Source organism: Segetibacter aerophilus, assembly GCF_007991655.1.
GTDB lineage: Bacteria > Bacteroidota > Bacteroidia > Chitinophagales > Chitinophagaceae > Segetibacter > Segetibacter aerophilus.
In genome coordinates this window covers 278789-298495 of the sequence record NZ_BJYT01000008.1, presented here as the reverse complement: position 1 = coordinate 298495, position 19707 = coordinate 278789, and the positions used below count along the sequence as shown (strand labels likewise).

10 protein-coding genes are annotated in these 19707 nt (G+C 41.4%); 3 read left to right on the top strand and 7 right to left on the bottom strand.

Features of this window, described 5'->3' with window-relative positions; translation table 11 throughout:
• Positions 1–187: 187 nt before the first annotated feature.
• Entirely contained in the window at positions 188–760 is a 573-nt protein-coding gene (locus SAE01_RS12730; protein ID WP_147204147.1) for a hypothetical protein, read from the bottom strand.
• A 7-nt stretch (positions 761–767) separates the two neighbouring features.
• Positions 768–1151 (bottom strand): hypothetical protein, encoded by a 384-nt coding sequence (locus tag SAE01_RS12725; protein WP_147204146.1) that lies wholly within the window; start codon positions 1149–1151, stop codon positions 768–770.
• A 245-nt stretch (positions 1152–1396) separates the two neighbouring features.
• On the opposite strand from SAE01_RS12725, the gene SAE01_RS12720 reads away from it, so the two are divergent.
• Together SAE01_RS12720 and SAE01_RS12715 are read left to right on the top strand one after the other, a co-directional pair.
• A complete protein-coding gene (locus SAE01_RS12720; RefSeq protein ID WP_147204145.1) occupies positions 1397–2236 on the top strand; it encodes a type 1 glutamine amidotransferase in 840 nt (279 codons plus the stop codon).
• Positions 2237–2314: 78 nt separating this feature from the next.
• On the top strand, positions 2315–3511 hold the full coding sequence (locus SAE01_RS12715) for an ATP-grasp domain-containing protein (protein ID WP_147204144.1): 1197 nt from the start codon (positions 2315–2317) through the stop codon (positions 3509–3511).
• Positions 3512–3634: 123 nt separating this feature from the next.
• Here SAE01_RS12715 and SAE01_RS12710 read toward each other — a convergent pair whose 3' ends face one another.
• The 5 genes from SAE01_RS12710 to SAE01_RS12690 all read right to left on the bottom strand — a co-directional run bounded on the left by SAE01_RS12710 (position 3635) and on the right by SAE01_RS12690 (position 14032).
• Positions 3635–4114, bottom strand: a complete 480-nt coding sequence (locus SAE01_RS12710) for a TlpA family protein disulfide reductase (RefSeq protein ID WP_147204143.1) — start codon at positions 4112–4114, stop codon at positions 3635–3637.
• Positions 4115–4346: 232 nt separating this feature from the next.
• On the bottom strand, positions 4347–6413 hold the full coding sequence (locus SAE01_RS12705; protein ID WP_147204142.1) for a putative porin: 2067 nt from the start codon (positions 6411–6413) through the stop codon (positions 4347–4349).
• Positions 6414–6556: 143 nt separating this feature from the next.
• Entirely contained in the window at positions 6557–7378 is an 822-nt protein-coding gene (locus SAE01_RS12700) for a purine-nucleoside phosphorylase (RefSeq protein ID WP_147204141.1), read from the bottom strand.
• A 239-nt stretch (positions 7379–7617) separates the two neighbouring features.
• The gene (locus SAE01_RS12695; RefSeq protein WP_147204140.1) at positions 7618–7857 is read right to left on the bottom strand and encodes a hypothetical protein; all 240 of its coding nucleotides are present in this window, start codon (positions 7855–7857) and stop codon (positions 7618–7620) included.
• 130 nt (positions 7858–7987) lie between these two features.
• On the bottom strand, positions 7988–14032 hold the full coding sequence (locus SAE01_RS12690; protein WP_147204139.1) for a DUF8693 domain-containing protein: 6045 nt from the start codon (positions 14030–14032) through the stop codon (positions 7988–7990).
• A 1025-nt stretch (positions 14033–15057) separates the two neighbouring features.
• Between SAE01_RS12690 and SAE01_RS12685 the strand changes: the two genes are divergently transcribed.
• A complete protein-coding gene (locus SAE01_RS12685; protein WP_170234156.1) occupies positions 15058–19536 on the top strand; it encodes an SdrD B-like domain-containing protein in 4479 nt (1492 codons plus the stop codon).
• Positions 19537–19707: the final 171 nt, after the last annotated feature.

The following is a 19707-nucleotide window of genomic DNA, read 5'->3' as shown; positions in this document are numbered from 1 at the left end:
CATCATTCTTATGTCTCTAGGGTTGCAGAAATGAAATAACACTTCCACTTCTATCATACATAGCCAAAACGATCGTGAGCTTTGCATTTGCTGAAGCGGTTGAGAATTAAGATCCATCAACACATGGGATGGAAGGCTTAAGCAGGCCGGTAATTGAAGGGTTTATTATGTAGTACTCTTTATATGGCTATTGCCTCGTAATTAAAAAAACAAGCGTGGCCGCTGCAACGCCCACGGTGAATCCACCTACCACTAATTTTATTCTTTGCCGGTTTTCTTTCTTCAATTTTTCCAGTGACTGATCTAATAAGCCTTTAATATTATTGATCTGGCTCGTGGCAGTCGACAGAGATTGATCGATTGCACTAATATTTAAAGCAGTCTTATCAACGAAATTATTTGAGTGGCTGACAAGAGAATCGAAATTTGATTTTAGGCTTTGATAGTAAGCTTCTTTCGATTTTAGCATACTGTCCTGTAAAGCAATCAAACCTTCATAGTTCGCTAACAGGTTCTTCATTGCCGGGTTACCGTTTTGAACTCTCTTATAAGTATCCTGGTAAAGCTTAAAGGTTTTTTTGTTTAAGACGTAGGCAGAGTCGTAGTTGATTAGCAGGGTGTCGCCCCTTACTACAGCATAGGAATGTAATCCCGTTGAGTCTTTCATCGCTACCAGTTGGCTCTGAGACAAACAGGCAGAAGAAAGAAGTACACAGATTGCAAAGATGAGGAGATGAACCAGGTGTTTCTTGATTAGCATAATTGGATTAATTTTTTTTGACAACTGCGACATCTATATCAGGAAGGCTATCGGTTTCAATATCTGCCCGCAACTTTTTAATGTTCTCTTTAAAGTCTAGTATTTTAGTTCTGTCCTTTTCTTCTTTCAGTCTTTTTTCGACATCATTCAACTCAACTGTTTTCTGTATTCTGTTGATATAGGTGCTGAAGACAAGCATGTCAGATTTAATTGAGTCCAACTTGCTCTTTGAATATTGCAATTCGTTTAAAGCAGAGTCAGCGGTAAGTTTTGCTTTATCAAGATCCCTGCGAATGTCTCTAAGGTTGCTGTTTCCAAATAGCATCGTAACCAGGTTAATTATTGCGATAACAACAACAACAAGTAAAATAATCCTGACTGTTTTCTCCATGGTGTTTTTTAAATTCTTGTGTGATGGAAGGTGGTTAAAAAGTTATCTCGTCCTCCTTGTTGGACTTAATAACCTTCTTGATTATCATTTACGGGTAAAATAGAAAACTTTTATTTTAAGTGCAAGAACACCGGGTTGATGAAAACCAATTGGTTAAAACAAAACGACCACGGGCAAACTCCAAAAAATCTACTTTATGCTCCTTTAACCATTCCTTTGAGGCAAAAGGATTATTTTTGCAGGCTATGAATTGGAATGAAAAACGCAGCGTACGCATAGCCATCCTTGATTTAAACGAGGGACACGAGAACCAGGGCATGCGCTGTTTAAGAGAGATAATCGGCCAGTGGGGCAAGGTGAACGATCAGGAAATAGTATTGGAAGAGTTTGAAGTACGGGTAAAACAGCAGCTTCCCGGAACCAATTTCGACATTTATATTTCTTCAGGCGGTCCCGGCTCTCCGCTTGAAAGTAAAGGCAGCGACTGGGAGAACCTTTACTTCAACTGGATCAGCACGGTAGAAAAGTGGAACGACGATCAAGATAATTATCCTAAAAAGTATGTCTTCTTTATTTGCCACAGTTACCAGTTAGCAACCCGCTATTTCGATATAGCCACTGTATGCAAACGCAATAAAAATTCGTTTGGCGTTTTCCCCGTGCACTTGATGGATGATGCTTCTGAAGAAGCTGTTTTCAATGGTTTGAAAAACCCTTTTTACGCGGTTGATAGCAGGGACTTCCAGGTGATAGAACCTGACTATAAAAAGATGGAAGAAAGGGGCTCCAAAATTTTGGCTCTTGAAAAAGAGAGACCACATGTTCCGCTTGAAAGAGCAGTCATGGCCATTCGTTTTAATGACTATTGTATCGGCACCCAGTTTCACCCCGAGGCAGATGCAACTGGTATGACAATGTATTTGCTGAGAGAAGACAAAAAGAAAGGCATCATTGAAAATTTTGGGGAAGCCAAGTGGAGCAGCATGTTAGAACAACTCAATGATCCCGATAAAATACGATTTACTTATCAGCACATTCTTCCAAACTTTTTAAATAACGCAGTTGAAAATTTGGTAGAAGCATAAGAACAAGTAAAAACGTTTACGATCCCCGCCGGTACATGGCAGGGATTTTTTATTTCAACAACACAAACTCTTTTTAAGATGGTTTCCTCAATCAGAACTGCTTTCAATTCAAATTTTACTGAACAGAAATACGAGGAATACATAAAGCAATTAAATACCCCTCATCCCGGCGAACTTGAATTTAGAGTAGCGGAAACCCCTGTGTTTTGCGATCGTGCTTTCAAAGAAAAAATTCTTTCTGCTTGCGAGCATATTGTAGATGTCATTGTATCTCCGAAGTTTAAAGAAGAATCTGCAAGGGCTATCCCAACTGAACTGAATGTACCGGGTGAAAGTGCGCTTAGCAACTTCATTGCTTTTGATTTTGGTTTATGCGAAAACAAGCAGGGAGAATTAGAACCACAGTTAATCGAGATGCAAGGCTTCCCTACCCTTTTTGCTTTCCAGGTTTGGCAAGACGAAGTGGCTAGAAAAGTGTTTGACATCCCCGCCAACTACTGTAGTTATCTAAATGGTTTTAACAAGGAAAGCTATATTAAGCTTTTAAGGGAAATACTGCTAAAAGGGCACAAACCTGAAAACGTAATATTGCTCGAAATTTTTCCGGAAAAGCAAAAGACAAGGATAGACTTCTTTTTTACCGAAGATTACACGGGTATTAACCAGGTTTGCCTCACAACGCTGTTTAAAAAAGGAACTAAGCTGTATTACGATAATAATGGAGTCGAAACTGAGATCAAACGAATTTATAACAGGGTAATCTTCGACGACTTGCAGCAGCAATCCCCGGAGGTGCAGGAAAAAGGAAAGATCTTACTAACAGATCTCGACGTTGAATGGGTGCCTCATCCAAATTGGTTTTTCCGTATCAGCAAATACACTCTGCCCTTTCTGCACCACCAGTTTGTTCCGGAGACAAGATTTTTAAGCGAAATTCAGCAACTCCCCACAGACCTTGAAAACTATGTTTTGAAACCTTTATTTTCATTTGCGGGACAAGGAGTGATCATAGACTTGACAAAAGAAGATCTGGATAAAGTAACCGATCCTGAAAATTGGATATTGCAACGGAAGGTAAAATACGCAGACGTAATAGAAACACCGGACGGACCTGCTAAAGCAGAAATTCGGATTTTTTATTTTTGGAAAGATGGAGAATTAAGACCAGTTGCCACTAACAACCTCGCCCGCATAAGCAAAGGAAAAATGATCGGCGTTAGGTATAACAAAGACAAGACTTGGGTTGGAGGAACATTGGCGTACTTTGAAGAATAATGACAGGTTATTTGAAAAAATAAAAAAGAGTGCTGCAAAAGTTATTTGCAGCACTCTTTTTTTACAAACAGGTCTTTGATGAAGACAAGAACAGCAATGATTACTTTCTTCATAAAATGAATTTTATAAAAGTCTTTTAAGCCACTTCTCCAGTTCGTCTTTTTGTGGGCCAACTGCTAAAATGGTTCCTTCCTTATCAATTAAAAAAGTGGAGGGAATATATTGAAGGTTCCAGGTTTGAGTAAGTTCATTTCCTCTCTCGGCCTTTACATCTATCACCTGTAGCCAATCAGTTTTGTCTTGTTGAACTGCGTTCGCCCAGGCATTTTTGTTTCCATCGATAGATACCGCAAAAACCTCCAAACCTTTGTCTTTATACTGCTTGTAAAGCGATGTCATCTTACGATTGTTTTGCCTGCAAGGGCCACACCAGGACGCCCAAAAATCAAGCAGTACGACTTTTCCTTTTAAAGAGGACAGCTTCACTATCTCACCCTTACCGTTAGGAAGTGAAATATCAGGAGCCTTACTACCAACCGGAGGCTGAGCGTTTACTGAAGTGACAACGGTTAATAAGAAGAGGCCAATTAAAAACTTTCTCATAGAGATTTAAATTAAGAAAAAAACTGCCTGGCAGTTTAAATGAAATAGGATTAGAAATACAATTTATCAAATAATTATATCTTAATGCTGATACCCGTTGTTTTATTGCTTAGCAGCCGACATTTATTATATCCCCTACCGTCAAGAGCAATTCAAGGATGCAATGATAACTAACAGCTGAACGAAATGCGTCGCAACGATGACGCTATGAAAGACAACTGCCGGCACCAAACTAATTGATAAACGTCCACCACACTCCTAGTCTGAACCAGAAGCCTTTGTCGGGGTAAAAGGGCGCGTTATAGTTGTTTTTAGTAAAGCCTGGAGTGCCGGTATTGGTTCCGAAAGTATTGAGATTCTCAGCGCGTATAAAAGCTGAGAAACGTTTGATACGAAAATTAAAAAAGGCCGTTACTTCCGGGCGATTGCTGATCGTATAATTGTTTTGATAGAGAAACTGCCCGATAAAAGGAGAATAATTGTCGGCCTTATATGGCGTGTTGTACCTCAACTCAAGACCAATAGAATAATTCATATTCTTGTAATAAACACCATCGAACGAAATTCTGTTGTTAGTAAAGATCAGGGGAAGATTTAACGGTGGGTTTCCAACAGCTTGTTGAAAATGAATTTCGGAATACAGGTTCAGTACACGGCTCAATCTAATTTGCTTCTTCCCGGAAATGTGCAAAATATTAAACAAAGTACCAGTCTGTGCAGGCGACATAAAATCGTCGAAATACATATAATTGCTTACAAGATAATATTCACCCGACAGTGTGAAACGGAATGCCTCATTGTTCAGTGAACCGCTAATTTTCGTGATATTTTCCTTATTGAAACTTCCATTAACAAGAGTCGGAAAAGTTGTTTCCTGGCGGAAAAGAAAAGACGGCGATCTGTTTACGTTTTGAAATCCCAATTCTAAGAAACCGAGCTTTTTACTAATCTCTCTTTTTAAACTTGCCTGCACAGAATAGTCTCCGTTGTTAAGACCATTCATATACAATTTTCCAATGCCTTCCAGATCCCACTTCTGGTTTCGCGTTCTGTTGCGGTATTCGCCGGCCAGGTAAATGTTGTGATACTTACGCTTCGCGTAATCAAAAGTTGCATTAATAAATTCATAGCCAGCACCCGCTTTAATAAATTGGTTCAGGTTATTTTTTTCGGGGAAAGAAATAATACTAAACTCGTTGTTGATGACCCGGTGTTTATCCCTGTACACGACACTATCATTAAAAATTGGGACACCGAAATATCGCAGGTAATCGAGTCTTTTGTTTGCTCCCTGGAACAAATCACGAAACTCGTATTGCTGGCTTGAAATAGTAAGGCTGTGTTGGAACCTGATGCGGGGATAGAACAAACGAATGACTGTACTGTCGTTTACAATTGCCGAATCGCTTTGGCCCAGGTCATACTGTTGTCGATAGAAAAAGACGGTTTCGTTGTAGACATTCCCGGTAGTTACCCTCGTATTAAAAGGATTTCGAAGCAAATTTGAATCGCCCGCTAATCTTGTTGGTATCACAAATCGATTCGAGAAGCGGCTATCGTTCAACAGCGTGTCGCGCTGGATGCCTCCGTTCTCTGAAGCAAGAAATTTATTAGAGAGCAATACTCCATATGTCGAATACCGTTTATTTCTGCTCTGATAATTGCCATTGATGCGATAACTATTGTGACTTGTATTTTGGTTTTGAAACTCTCCGGGCGAATTGATGAGACGATACTGTAAAGCCATGTTGAAGTTTGGCTTTATGTTTTGCGTATGGATAATATTGATGACCTGCTCAGCTTGGCTACCAAGCAAATAACCCAATTCAGTAAAGGGACGGGTCGTCTGAAAAAAACGAGTATCCTCTACCCTGAAACGATAGATATCAAATGAGTGAAAACCGGGATCAAACCCGGGTTTGAGATTTGGACTGAATATTAAAGAACGTGCAGCAGTACCTAAATTTCCTAGGGTTACAAACCCTGCCGGCAAAGGATAACGCTTTGTAAAATCGTTAATTGAGGAGTCGAGGTAACGGATCCTGGTTGAGTCGAAATACCTGAAATAAATTGTGATGGAATCGTCAGTATTATCGCGGTGCTTTAGGGAGTCGCCTCCACCACGGTTTTGTGAAGGTGTAGCTGGAACAACGCGACCCTGGGCATCATAAACAGGCGGAGTTCCCGAACCGATCGGCGGCCTGATAGGGCGGTTAATTTGGGCCTGTAACGTACCTGCGAGTATTGCCAGGAATGCTATAGCTGTAAGAAAAAAACGATAAAGAAAATTTCTGCTCATTAATTCGGCTAAAAATAGCCCGCAAAGTAAGGTAATGGTGTCAACAAAAAGATAAATCGAAAAGGGCGCTACAAGCTTTGAGTTGCAAGCTACGAGCTTAGAAAACGGATCGTGAAATTTGAAACCGGTAACATGCAACGGACTTACAAGTTGGCAATAAGTTGAGTAAAGATGGCTGTCAGCTTTGGCTCAGCATCACGGGCGGCTTGTAGAACCTCCTCATGGGTGATGGTGTTTTCTTCTTCGCGTATTCCTATGTCTGTAATCACGCTCATAGCGAAGACTTGCATACCTGCATGTACCGCCGCAATTACCTCCTGTACAGTACTCATTCCAACAGCATCACCTCCTAAAATTTGGATCAGTTGATATTCGGCCCGGGTTTCAAAAGTGGGTCCGGTTACACCGGTATAGACACCTATCTGCAGGGGAATTTGAAGCCTGTCTGCTACTGATTTTGCTTTTGCAATTAAAGACTGCGAATAAGGTTCGCTCATGTCGGGGAAGCGCGCGCCAAGCTTTTCTTCATTTTTTCCCAGCAGTGGATTGATTGCGAAGAAGCTAATGTGGTCTCTAATGATCATCAAATCGCCAACCGCAAAATTCTTATTCACGCCGCCGGCCGCGTTTGAAATAAGTACTGTTTCAACACCCAACATTTTCATCACCCTTACAGGATAAACTACTTGTTGAGGTGTATATCCTTCGTAAAAATGAAAACGACCTGCCATGGCAATTACCTTTTTGCCACCCATTTCTCCAAAGATCAATTTTCCGGAATGCCCTTCAACAGTACTAACCGGAAAATGAGGAAGGTCACTATAAGAAATTTCAGTTTCGACTTGCATTTCCCCGATAAAATTGCCGAGCCCGCTCCCTAGTATGATACCTATAGTTGGCGCAGAAGTGCATTGTTGACGGATAAAAGCAGTGGTTTCATTCAATTGTTCTAGTAGCTCGGACATATCATTTTATTGAGGGCGCAAATATAATTGATAAAATGACCGTGAAAGAAAGGAGAAAATTGTGAGGGGCTTCCACGTGATAGGACGCCTTTTGTGTTGAAGAGTTTGAGAGAGGACTGGGTAAAGGGAAGTTTTTTACAGGATTTCTATCAAAAACAAATCCTTGTACATTTTGTACAAGGATTATGTGTTCGTTTGTTTTTACTCTGAACCTTTTTTGTCAACTATGCTCTATGGTGCTATCCCGCGTTTTTTTGAGCCTTAATGTCCCAATTGAAATAGTCGGTGTTTATTGTCCCATTATCAACCAACATCAACTCCTCTTTACCTCTCAAAAGATCTTCATCAAATTGGTCCAGTATTTTTTCAATGTTACCCCATACCCTTTCAAATGTATCCTGTCTTTTTATCAACTGTAAATCCCTGACCTTTTCAACCTTGGCTAAACTGTTTTTTCTTTGCGAGTTTTGACTACTCATTCTTTTCTTTTCTTAATAACGTTCGTCAAAAGAACCATAGTGTAAAGCCTCCTACTTTAAAGACTTTTTGGAGTACTCATTTACCTGAATTAGACTATTGTAATGAAATAGGTCCATTCCTTTAAAATCATTATTGAACTAATACGGAGATTGTTTCTTTATCTATGTTATCAGAAACCTGCAATTGATATACTCCTTTTGGCAAAAAGGTTTTTAATTCAAATGAGTGATTTGCAGAACCACCTGTGTGCGAAATGATCGTGTTATGTACTTTTTCGCCAACGCTATTAAAGAGGCTAACGTTGTAGTTTGCTTTTTTAATTCCGGTGAATTGTAGCGTGACTATTTTTCCCTGGATTGGGTTTGGAAACAGTGTTATACCTGAAACTCCTTTGTCTAATTTAACTTTTGCAACGCTGCTATATTTTGTAACACCTTCCTTGTCGACTGACTTGATCTTATAGAAATTGTCTCCCTTGTTTGGCATTAGATCGAACCAGGTGTAGTTGGACGAAGTGCCAGGGTTACTTTTGGCCTTAACGGTACCTGCCGTTACATATCGCTGCCCGTCAACCGATTTTTCTACCTCGTACCTATCCATATTACTTTCTGATTCGGCAATCCATCCAACTTCAACTCCGCCATTTTTTTCAACAGCTTTTATACCTAATAGGTGTAATGGAAGTGTTGTGAATTTTTCAAAAACAATCTTGTAACGATCAGGCGCAGTGGAGGCTGCGTCAGAAGTAATCGTAACAGGAACCATCGTTTCACCCGTTGTATTAAGCTGGGTGGTAGTGCTTAGATATTTGTCTTTCAGGTATGCCTCAAGCCCTTGGGAGAAATTATTAAAATTGATTTTTAACAAGTAGTTTTTCTGGGTCAACTGCCACAATTTCAACTGGACCGAGTCACCTGCAGTAACAGGCCTGCGACCTTCTATACTGAGTAGGTTTCCACTGCTTACGATGGCAACATTTTCATCCTGGTTGGCGAACTTATACGAGTCTTCTCTTCCAACTGAATTATCAAATTCCTCGGAAAAATAAACTTTAGCACCGTCAGCTGACTCCAAAGTTTGTTGCTGCGCCGGCAACAGTATTTGCACAGATAGATTTGACAATTCATTTCCAGTTCTAAAAAGGGGTCTATACTGAGAAGCTTTGTCTGTTTCCTTAAAAGTAATTGAAGGATTTGGCCCCGATGCCTGAACAAAGAACGACTGACCCGACTGAATGTAATTATCGGCAATTGAACCGTTGTTACTTATACCGCCAACAGCTGTGTTGTATACGCAATATCCACCCCTGCCTCCACTACCAGCAATGGTTGGATCGAAAATATAGATCGTAACTGCAATATCTGTTTTACTTACAGTGAGCCAATTGATAGGAGAAGCATAAGGATTGGCTATAAGATTGTACGCATTTGATCCTCCTGAAAGATTAGCAAGATTGGCTGGTGCCGTGGAGCCCAATTTAACCATGGTAAAATCGCCGGTAACAACCGTTCCCGTCGCCCTTAAGGTGGTGGGTGTAGGCGTCGGCGTGTTACTATTCATATCAATGTTTCTGTCTCCCCTTACAATAATTCTATACCCATTTCCTGCAGTCATTATTCCGCTCGTATTAGGTAAGGGTACCCATGCCTGACTTGAATTGCTAAACGTAAACATCGACGGGTTTTGCGTTTGAGTAGCATCAAATCCAAAGGCTGAGTTACCTGTACCTGTTACATTTGTACCATAGCCAGGGAAAGGATTTATTCGGGTATACCTATCTGGATTTACTGAATTTTCCATCCAGTTAAACTTTATGCTCTTAGTGGAATTTACCGGGGCAGTTGCAAGGCGATAAGCCCTTTTTGCCGGCATGTACCTTTCAACGATTACGAGGCCATTTATCGTATTTCCCGAATTTACTCCTGCATTCGTGATATCCTTTATCTGCGCGTCGGAACCTGCAACGGAAGCAAGTGTGAGCGAGTCTCCGGTTGTGAAGACAGTATTATTTACATTACCAAACGCTACAGATCCTGTAACTCTTAGTGGCCCCGATAACTTTATTCCGGCTGCATCACTAATTACGATATCCTTAATTGTTTTTTGGTTAAACAAATTAGATGGGATGACTTGGTAGGAATTTGAAGCAAATTCAACTTTTCCCGCCAACGCATTAATAGAGCCAGCATCAGTGTTACTAATGATACCCGCAACCTTGAGGGAACCGGAGTCCAAAATCGATGCGCCTGTTTGAATAGTTAAATTATTAGTTGTCCCTACTCCCGAATAAATAATCGGATATCGAGGCATGCCGGTAGGTATGATCGCATTAGACGTCAGTGTCGGTACACCACCGCAAGACCAGTTATTAGCGTCATGCCAATTCCTGCTAACCGAACCATTCCAGATTGCGTGAATGTTTATCGTCATCGGCGCACTTACGATGTAGGTAGGACAACTTGCTGTAGACGCAATGGTATAATTAACTGTATATGCACCAGGCGTACTAGCCTGAACATCTACAAAACCTGTAGATCCATTAATAGCCAGGCCTGTAGGTGAGGAAGAAAACGTTCCGCCGGCAGTACCTGAAAAATTTATAGAAGCATTCCCTCCGTTAGTGCAATAAGGATTAGCTGTATAGTTGAAACTAGCAACAGGTGCTACTGCGGTAGTAACTGTATGCGTAGAAGTCGTAGGACCATAACAACCCGTTGCAGTAGCAGTAATCGTTGAAGTGCCTGTCCATCCTGCTGCAAAAGTCACTGCTCCTGTAGAACTTACGATACTGTTACCTCCCGTTATACTCGCAGCATCAAGGGTATAACTAATCAACGTAGCGTTTGAAGCTGTTGCAGTATAAGTAACTGTAGTACCCGATTGACAACGGCTGCTCGTTGAACCGGCGGTAAACACAGGTGTGGTTACAGGGGCTGTTACAATTATAGCAGCACTTCCAGACTGAAGTTGGGAACAGGAGTTAGCAGACGAAACACTGACGAATGTATAAGTGTAGGTATTTGCTGTTGTTGTAGGTTGAGCTACAGTCACTGAATTTCCTGAAGTAGTTGTAATTGTTTGGTTAACTCCGCCATTTATTTTATAAGTAAAAGTATAAGGTGCTGTCGCCCCGGCACCGGTAAATGTAATGTTTGGTGCAGTTGTATTTTGACAAACAGTTGTTGCCCCAGCAATGGTAGCAGTTGGCAAAGGATTAATCGTGATCAAAGCACTTCCACTTTGCGACTGGGAACAAGAAGCAGATGAGACGCTTACCAAATTATAAGTAAAAGCACCGGCGGTTGAGGTTGATTGAGCGACAGTGACGGTATTACTTCCACTTGCACTGGTTACTGTCAGGTTTGCCACTCCGTTAATGTTATAAGTAAATGTATAAGGAGCTGTACCTCCGGCACCGGTAAAAGTTATGTTGGGAGCAGTCGTATTTTGACAAACAGTCGTTGCTCCGCTTATTGTTGCCGTAGACAAAGGCGTTACTATTATTGCCGCACTTCCGCCCTGAGCCTGGCTACATGCATTTGCAGATGAAACACTCACTAAAGTATAAGTGTAAGTGCCGGCAGTTGTTGTCGGTTGAGTTACTGTGACAGAATTACCTGTTGTTGTTGTAACAGTTTGATTAAGTCCGCTATTAATCTTATAAGTGAAGGTATAGGGCGCAGTTGCTCCCGCACCAGTAAATGTAATGGCTGGAGCAGTCGAGTTTTGACAAACAGTAGCAGCACCACTAATACTTGCTGTAGGCAAGGGGTTAACGGTTATAGCAGCACTTCCACCTTGAAGTTGCGAACAGGTATTAGCTGACGAAACACTTACTAAGGTATAAGTATAAGTGCCCACTGTTGATGTTGGTTGAGCAATTGTTACCGAATTTCCTGTAGTAGTTGTAATTGTCTGGTTGGCGCCACCGTTGATATTGTAAGTAAAAGTATAAGGTGCTGTTGCGCCGGCACCGGTAAATGTAATATTCGGAGCAGTCGTATTTAAACAAATAGTTGTAGCTCCGCTAATCGTAGCCGTTGGTAAAGGATTGATCGTGATCAAAGCGCTACCACTTTGTGCCTGAGTACAAGAAGCAGATGAGACGCTCACTAACGTATAGGTAAAAGCACCAGCGGTTAAGGTTGGTTGTGCAACAGTTACAGTACTGCTTCCGACTGCACTTGTTACTGTCTGGCTTGCTCCCCCGTTAATGTTATAAGTAAACGTATAAGGGGCTGTTCCTCCGGCACCTGTAAAAGTAATGTTGGGGACAGTGGCATTTTGACAAACAGTTGTTGCTCCACTTATTGTTGCAGTAGGTAAAGGCGTTACTGTTATTACCGAACTTCCAGATTGAACCTGGCTACAGGAATTTGCCGACGAGACACTTACCAAAGTATAAGTGTAAGTGCCTGCGGTTGTTGTCGGTTGAGTGACTGTTACTGAGTTACCTGAAGTAGTTGTTACAGTTTGATTAAGTCCGCTATTAATCTTATAAGTAAATGTATAAGGCGCTGTTGCTCCGGCACCGGTAAATGTAATGGATGGAGCCGTCGAGCTCTGACAGACAGTAGCCGTGCCGCCAATAGTTGCCGTAGGCAAAGGATTAACTGTAATAGCAGCACTTCCTCCTTGAAGTTGCGAACAGGAATTAGCTGACGAAACACTTACCAGTGTATAAGTGTAAGTGCCTACTGTGGTTGTGGGTTGAGCTATTGTTACAGAATTTCCTGTAGTAGTTGTTATCGTCTGGTTAGATCCTGCATTAACCCTATAAGTAAAAGTATAGGGTGCCGTCGCACCAGCTCCGGTAAATGTAATATTGGGCGCCGTTGCATTTTGACAAACAGTTGTTGCCCCGCTAACTGTGGCAGTTGGCAAGGGATTAACTGTTATGGTTTCAACATCACTTTGAGTTAGTGTACAGGAATTAGCATCCGCAACGCTGACCAATGTATAGGCAAAAGTGCCGGCTGTCGAGGTTGGTTGAGATACGGCTATAGAGTTAGAGGTAGCAGCAGTAGTAACTGTCTGGTTTGCTCCAGTGTTAATTTTATAAGTAAATGTATAAGGGGCAGTGCCATTGCCACTTGAAAAATTGATACTAGGAGCCGTACCACTTTGGCAGATAGTAACACTTCCGCTCATTGCTTCCGTAGGAACTGGATTTACCTTTATTGAAGTTGTGGTCGAATATTGAAGAGTGGTGCCATAGGTATAAGTGACAACATAAGTTCCGGCGCTACTGGCAGCCAAATCAACGGCACCTGTGGTGACATTAAGACTCAGACCTGAGGTAGAAGAATATACTCCACCCGTTATACCTATTCGCGTTACCGCCGCCGTTCCTTCATTTTTACAGTACGGTGTGCCAGCATAAGAAATTTGAGTGTTTGGCATCAGTGCAACAATTTGTGAAACTCCCACTTCAGGATCATTAGAAGCGGTTGCTGATACACTGCCCGTTGCTCCTGCAGTCACTTTAACTCCATGGCTCATTTCCATTGACACGCCTAATACATGGGGAACAACCCTGGAAGCTATATCTACTCTTTGAGTCATAGGAAAAGTATTGCCCACAGGGTTCGTCCATGTGCCACTGGAACCGTATGCGTGAATGCCGAGAACAACCTCATTGGGATAGGTAGTGTTGATGCTGGGTGAAGAAAAAGTAAGACCTGATCCAGACTCCGCCCCGGCGTGTTTATCAATAGGGCTGTAACTGTTTTCCACACCAGAAAAATCAAGAATACCCCCTGCTGCTCCTTCACTAAGGCTAAAGCCCCATGTATAACGGGTTGTAGTAGCAAGCACATCGGTAGCAGTTACTATTTTATAATAGATAGCTTGTTTATTATCCCCACCAGATCCTGTACTTCCAGCAGTGGTAGTTCTGATTAACACCCATCCTGTCGGTACACTATTTATGCTCACATTCCATGGCCTTACACTTATCGCAGCTATCATAACGTCTCCCACCTGCAAACCAGCAGGTTTAGAAACATCGAGAGCAGTGGCTCCATCTGCTGCTGTACCCTCCGAACTACTCCTATAAGTTTGAGCATAAGTAATGGAGGAAAACAAAGAAGCAGTGATTAAGACAAAGACAACAAAAAGATTCTTGAAATAATTTTTAGATGTAGCAGTTACTATATTGTAAAGGTTCTTCATGATATTGGTTTAAATGTCAGTACCAGACATTGAACGAAAAGGCGTTCACCTTAGAAAACATATTATATTTCGACAATGATGTCTTTATATACCTGCTATTATCACATCACTTCGAACCTCTCCATTCCTAACACGCCTAACAGTCTCACTTAATCAGAATATGAAGATCCATTGAGGTCAAATATTGATTTTGATATAGTATAAATAAAACGTTGATGTTAACAACGATTCCATCCAAGCTTTATTATCAAAACCAATATATATTCACGCTGTTTCGATCTATACGACGCCGCAGAAAGAGTCAATATAGGTCGACCTTAATCAAAGTATAAACCTCCGTTAGGCGAACCTTATGCCACTTGCGTGTGGTTAAATATTTTTAATGGGATTAAAAAAAGAAACGATGGCAGATGTTTGAGTATTCCCCTCTATGCGAATTATTTAATTAGTTCAAAAAAACATCATAACTACTCACTTTAAAGAATCCCTGAACTTTATTTTTTCCGGCTAGCGGGAACAGAAGGTTTCATTTTTGGAAGTATGAATCCCACGCAGGGAAAGGCAAATTAACACCTGTTAAGCCTCAACTTCTTACATTCCAATTCGTTCGCACTTGCCTCATAAATATCTTGACAAATTGGAAATTTCCTGTGCTATTCAATTAAAAGAGAGGGTGTTGGTAGAAACAGCACAAGGAATTTCTCTTGCAACTTTTTTCATTCATCAATCATCAATACAATGTGCCGAAGGATTACTTATCTAAGAACACTCATTTAAGTATACCCTCATCCAGGTAAATCCAATATTCAGACAACGCCCACCTCCTCCGTACCTCTTGTAATATCGATATAGCTAATTGTAAGCTATCAATTATCATTTCTGTTAACGCTATACTATTAGTGGTTCGACATATACAATGTCCTTCCATTGCAAGGCTGTTTTAGAAATGAACCCGTTCGACCTGAAGATTCAAATGCTTAATCATATGCACCTTCTTATTCATTAATCCTTAATTCAAAATGCGTATGCATCATTTTTCTACCCATCAATTTTCTTTCATAACAAGGAGGTGTGCCTTGCTCCCAAAAGCACTCTTTTTACTCCTTTCAATCTTTTTTAATGCCTTTTCGCTAAAAGCACATACCGTTGATTATTTTTCATCTTGCGGCTATATATGTGCGGGAAGCACGGTTACTGTAAATGCACGTCTAAGTGCTACAGCCACCAACACAAACTATAACTGGCAGTTCCGCGATAACTCGGGTACCTGGAAGTGTTTTGTAAACGGAAACAATACTATTAACGGTGCTACTTTCAATGTTTCTAATGCAATTTCGAAAGGTGAGCTAACTGCTGCACCAACACTAACCATTGCAAATGCTACCACTGCATTAAGTAATGTTGATGTAAGAATTTTAATGGTTGATGGAACGAATGTTTCTCCCTGCGCTGCAAATCCGTCTTACCCTGTTTATGGCGGAGACAAAACGCTTAAACTTCATGTACTAACCGGTACGGATTGTTCTAAAATTGCTGCTTATTGCTCTGGTGGAACGCCTTTGTTAAAATTAGGAGATTTGATATGGAACGACATTGATGGCGACGGTAATAAAGATGCAGACGAACCAGGAACGCCAGGCGCTACTGTAAAGTTATATGCGGATAACAACAACGACAATACTGCTGATGGTGCTGCGATTGCCACCACTACAACCAATGCTTTGGGTTTGTACTATTTCAGTAATCTTAAACCGGCAAATTATATTGTGGGTGTAATCATTCCCGTGGGATATACACGCGGTCCTGTGTCAACGATTGATCCGGACAATAATGTAAATAACGATAACAACGGGGTTAATCTGGTTGGTGCAAACCAGGCGGGAAGCGAAGTACGATCAAAGGCAATTACATTATCTGCTTCAGGTGAGCCAACTACCGACGGTGATGATCAATATTCTAACCTTACATTAGACATCGCCCTAAGAGGAACCAGTCAACTAGGTGATTTTGTATGGAATGATAAAAATGCAAACGGAATCCAGGACCTAAATGAGCCGGGCTTACAAGGAGTTAATGTGAAAATATTGTTTCCTGACGGTGTAACTACACGCACAATTACAACGGATGCGAATGGAAAGTTTTTATTTACAGCATTGGCAACAGGAACTTACAAAGTAACATTTAGTACACCCGCAAGTTTTACGCCTTCTGCTGTAAACCAGGGTACAAGTGATGCAAAAGACAGCGACCCAGTAAATGGTGCTGTAACTGTAGCTGTTGCTGCGGGTACAAGCAACCTTACCGTTGATGCTGGTTTTTTTATAAAAACAAATACAGATACCGGATGTGTAGGCAACATTCTTACAAATGCGTCAGGGCATTACGGGGGATTCGAATCAGGTGGTTCGAGCATTTCTTCTACTACTGCCGCATCTGATTTATACAACGGTTTGCCGAGAAATGGTTCTTACCAGGTAGTAAAGTCGGTCAATGATTTAAGCGGCGGCGGATACCTTGACATACATCCCCGTACGGGTAATTATTTTCTTGCTGCCCACACAAGTAACGATGAAACCGACAGGGTTTGGTATACTAAAATAAGTGTAGTGCCAGGTGCTACCTACAATTTCTGTACTTATGTTACGCTATTGAAAAACCTTGGTGACGGGGCTAATTACGTGCTTGGCCTGTATGCTAATGGCACTTCTATTGGCACAGGCAGAGTAACTTTTGACTGGACACAAATCTGTGGCACATTCAAAGTTCCCGCAGGTGTAACTACGCTTGAGTTATCTATAAGAGATCCTAAAAAAGGTTTATTCTTCGTAGCGATAGATGACATATGCATTACATCAACTCCTCCTGTATCGCTTAGTTTAGGCAACCAGGTATGGAACGACTTTGACGGTGATGGTAAGAGAGATGATAACGAACCCGGTATTCCAGGTGCGCCTATAAGTCTGTATACTGATAATAATGAGGATAATCTTCCTGATGGAGCAGTGATCAAAACTACTACCAGTGATGCTAACGGGCGCTATCAATTTTTAAATCTGGCTGAAGGAAGGTATATAGTTTCTATGCCTGTATTACCTGGCTATCAGCAAAGTCCGAATACAACCACGCAAGACACTAGCCCTTTTCCTAATAATGACGTTGATAACGACAATAACCTGGTAAGACTGGATGGACCTAACGGACCAGGTGGCATTCTTTATACCAACGCTATCACGCTTTCTGGCAATGATGAGCCTACAGCTGATGGCGACGGCGCTAACGGAAATAATACTTTAGATCTTGCGCAGTGCGGTAATGCATTCATTGGTGATTTTGTATGGAAAGATCTAAACGGCAATGGAGTTCAGGATGCAGGCGAACCGGGTATCAATGGTGTAGTTGTAACCATCACTTTTTCTGATGGAACAACTGCGACTACTAAAACTATAACCTATAACGCAGCCAATAATCAAAATGATCCTCAATTTGACGGGTACTATAATTTCCCTAACCTTGGGCCTGGCACTTACAAAATAAACTTCACTACACCTGCAGGTTTGACTCCAAGTCCTGCAAATTCGGGAGGAAATGATACCAAAGACAGCGACCCCGTAGACGGCGCTCCTATAACAGTCATCCTTGCAGCTAACGTAAGCAACTTTACCATTGATGCAGGCTTTTATGATAAGATGAATGTATCTAACCTTACTTTAGGCAACCAGGTATGGAACGATTTTGACGGCGATGGAAAAAGAGACGTGAACGAACCCGGTATTCCAGGTGCAACCATAAGTTTATATACTGATAATAATGGAGACAATATACCGGACGGAGCAGCCATCCAGACAACTACTTCTGATGCATTAGGTCACTACCAGTTTACTGGCCTTAGTAAAGGAAGATACATTGCTTCGATGCCAATACTGCCAGGTTATCAGCAAAGTCCAAATTCTACCACACAGGATACAAGTCCATCCCCCGATAATAATGTCGACAACGACAACAACCTTGTCCGACTCGACGGCCCTAATGGCCCGGGTGGTATTATTTACACAAATGCAATTACACTGGGTAATGGTGAAGAGCCAACAGATGACGGTGATGATGCAAATGGCAATAATACATTCGACCTTGCCCAGTGCGGTAACTCATTCATTGGTGATTTCGTTTGGAACGATTATAACGGAAACGGAATTCAGGATGCAGGCGAACCAGGTATTAATGGTGTACTTGTTACCATAACTTTCTCTGATGGTACAATTGCAACCACTACAACTGAAACTTACAATGCAGCCAATAATCCAAATAAACCTCAGCTGGACGGATACTACAATTTCCCTAACCTCGGCCCGGGCACTTATAAAATTTCATTCGCTACCCCTGCAGGTTTACATGCAAGCCCTGCAAACACGGGTGACGATACGAAAGATAGCGACCCTGTAAATGGAGCTCCGGTAACCATTAACCTTATAGCTGATCAAAGTGACTTTACTGTTGATGCGGGCTTTACAGCATTCGTAACTCCGCCGACAACTCCGCCAACAACATGCCCCAATCTTAGTGTCGGCAACATAGTATTCGCTGACTTGAATGGCAACGGTACGAAAGAAGTATATGAACCAGGTATCGGTGGATTGACTGTAAAACTATACCCAGACAATGATGGTAACAATGTGGCTGACGGCGTGGCTATCTCTACCTTAGAAACCGCTGAGGATGGTACTTATTACTTTGGCAATCTTGCTGCCGGTAAATACATCATAGGTGTTACCACTGGAAAGACTTATACCCAGGGAGCAAATAGCAATGCAAATCCTAACGACAATAAGGATAATGACAATAACGGCGTGAGATTAGTAAACGACGAAGTATTTAGCAACTTTATTACGCTCTCTGCCGGTGATGAACCTATCAACGATGGTTCTGATAACAACAGCAATCTTACAGTTGATTTTGGTTTAAAGCTCGACGGTACAACAACTCCTTGTACCACACATTGCGATTGCAAAAATGATTGTACGCACACAGGCTGTGGTCATTCAAACTGCGGACACGATAGTTGCAAAAACGATTGCAAGCATTCTGATTGTAGCCATGCTAATTGCGGACACAATAGCTGCAAAAATGATTGCAAACACACCGATTGCGGCCACAAGAACTGCAGTAGAAAAAATACTGAAGGGTTAAGGTCTGCCAGCGCAGAAGGAACAATAAGCGTAGCCAACACAATTACAAGGCCTGAGCTTAGCATTACTGCCGTAACAGTTTTTCCAAATCCGGCTAAAGATTACATCATAATAAAAGTAATGGCAGTCAAAGAAGGAAAGGGATCAGCAAGAATTACTGATCTATCAGGTAAACTTGTGGCTACTCAACATATAACTTTATCTCATGGAATGAACCTCATAAAATTTGATAGATTAGAAGGCTTGAGAGGAGGAACTTATTATGCCCAGGTTGACTTTAACTATCACATTTATAACCAGCAATTGATTGTGGTAAAGTAATAAACAATCCATCGCCTGGATGGTCTTACTAAACAAATCCGGTTTCTTTTACATCCTAGTTTATAAAGAACCCGGTTACATTATAATCCCTGTGAAGATGAAGAGGCTGTCCCAAAAGGCAGTCTCTTTTTATTTAATGATTGAAGCGACAAAATCTTTAGACGCAATATA

Coding starts and splice junctions, on each gene's coding strand:
- SAE01_RS12730 (WP_147204147.1), bottom strand. CDS start 760: ATGCTAATCAAGAAACACCTGGTTCATCTCCTCATCTTTGCAATCTGT.
- SAE01_RS12725 (WP_147204146.1), bottom strand. CDS start 1,151: ATGGAGAAAACAGTCAGGATTATTTTACTTGTTGTTGTTGTTATCGCA.
- SAE01_RS12720 (WP_147204145.1), top strand. CDS start 1,397: ATGAATTGGAATGAAAAACGCAGCGTACGCATAGCCATCCTTGATTTA.
- SAE01_RS12715 (WP_147204144.1), top strand. CDS start 2,315: ATGGTTTCCTCAATCAGAACTGCTTTCAATTCAAATTTTACTGAACAG.
- SAE01_RS12710 (WP_147204143.1), bottom strand. CDS start 4,114: ATGAGAAAGTTTTTAATTGGCCTCTTCTTATTAACCGTTGTCACTTCA.
- SAE01_RS12705 (WP_147204142.1), bottom strand. CDS start 6,413: ATGAGCAGAAATTTTCTTTATCGTTTTTTTCTTACAGCTATAGCATTC.
- SAE01_RS12700 (WP_147204141.1), bottom strand. CDS start 7,378: ATGTCCGAGCTACTAGAACAATTGAATGAAACCACTGCTTTTATCCGT.
- SAE01_RS12695 (WP_147204140.1), bottom strand. CDS start 7,857: ATGAGTAGTCAAAACTCGCAAAGAAAAAACAGTTTAGCCAAGGTTGAA.
- SAE01_RS12690 (WP_147204139.1), bottom strand. CDS start 14,032: ATGAAGAACCTTTACAATATAGTAACTGCTACATCTAAAAATTATTTC.
- SAE01_RS12685 (WP_170234156.1), top strand. CDS start 15,058: ATGCATCATTTTTCTACCCATCAATTTTCTTTCATAACAAGGAGGTGT.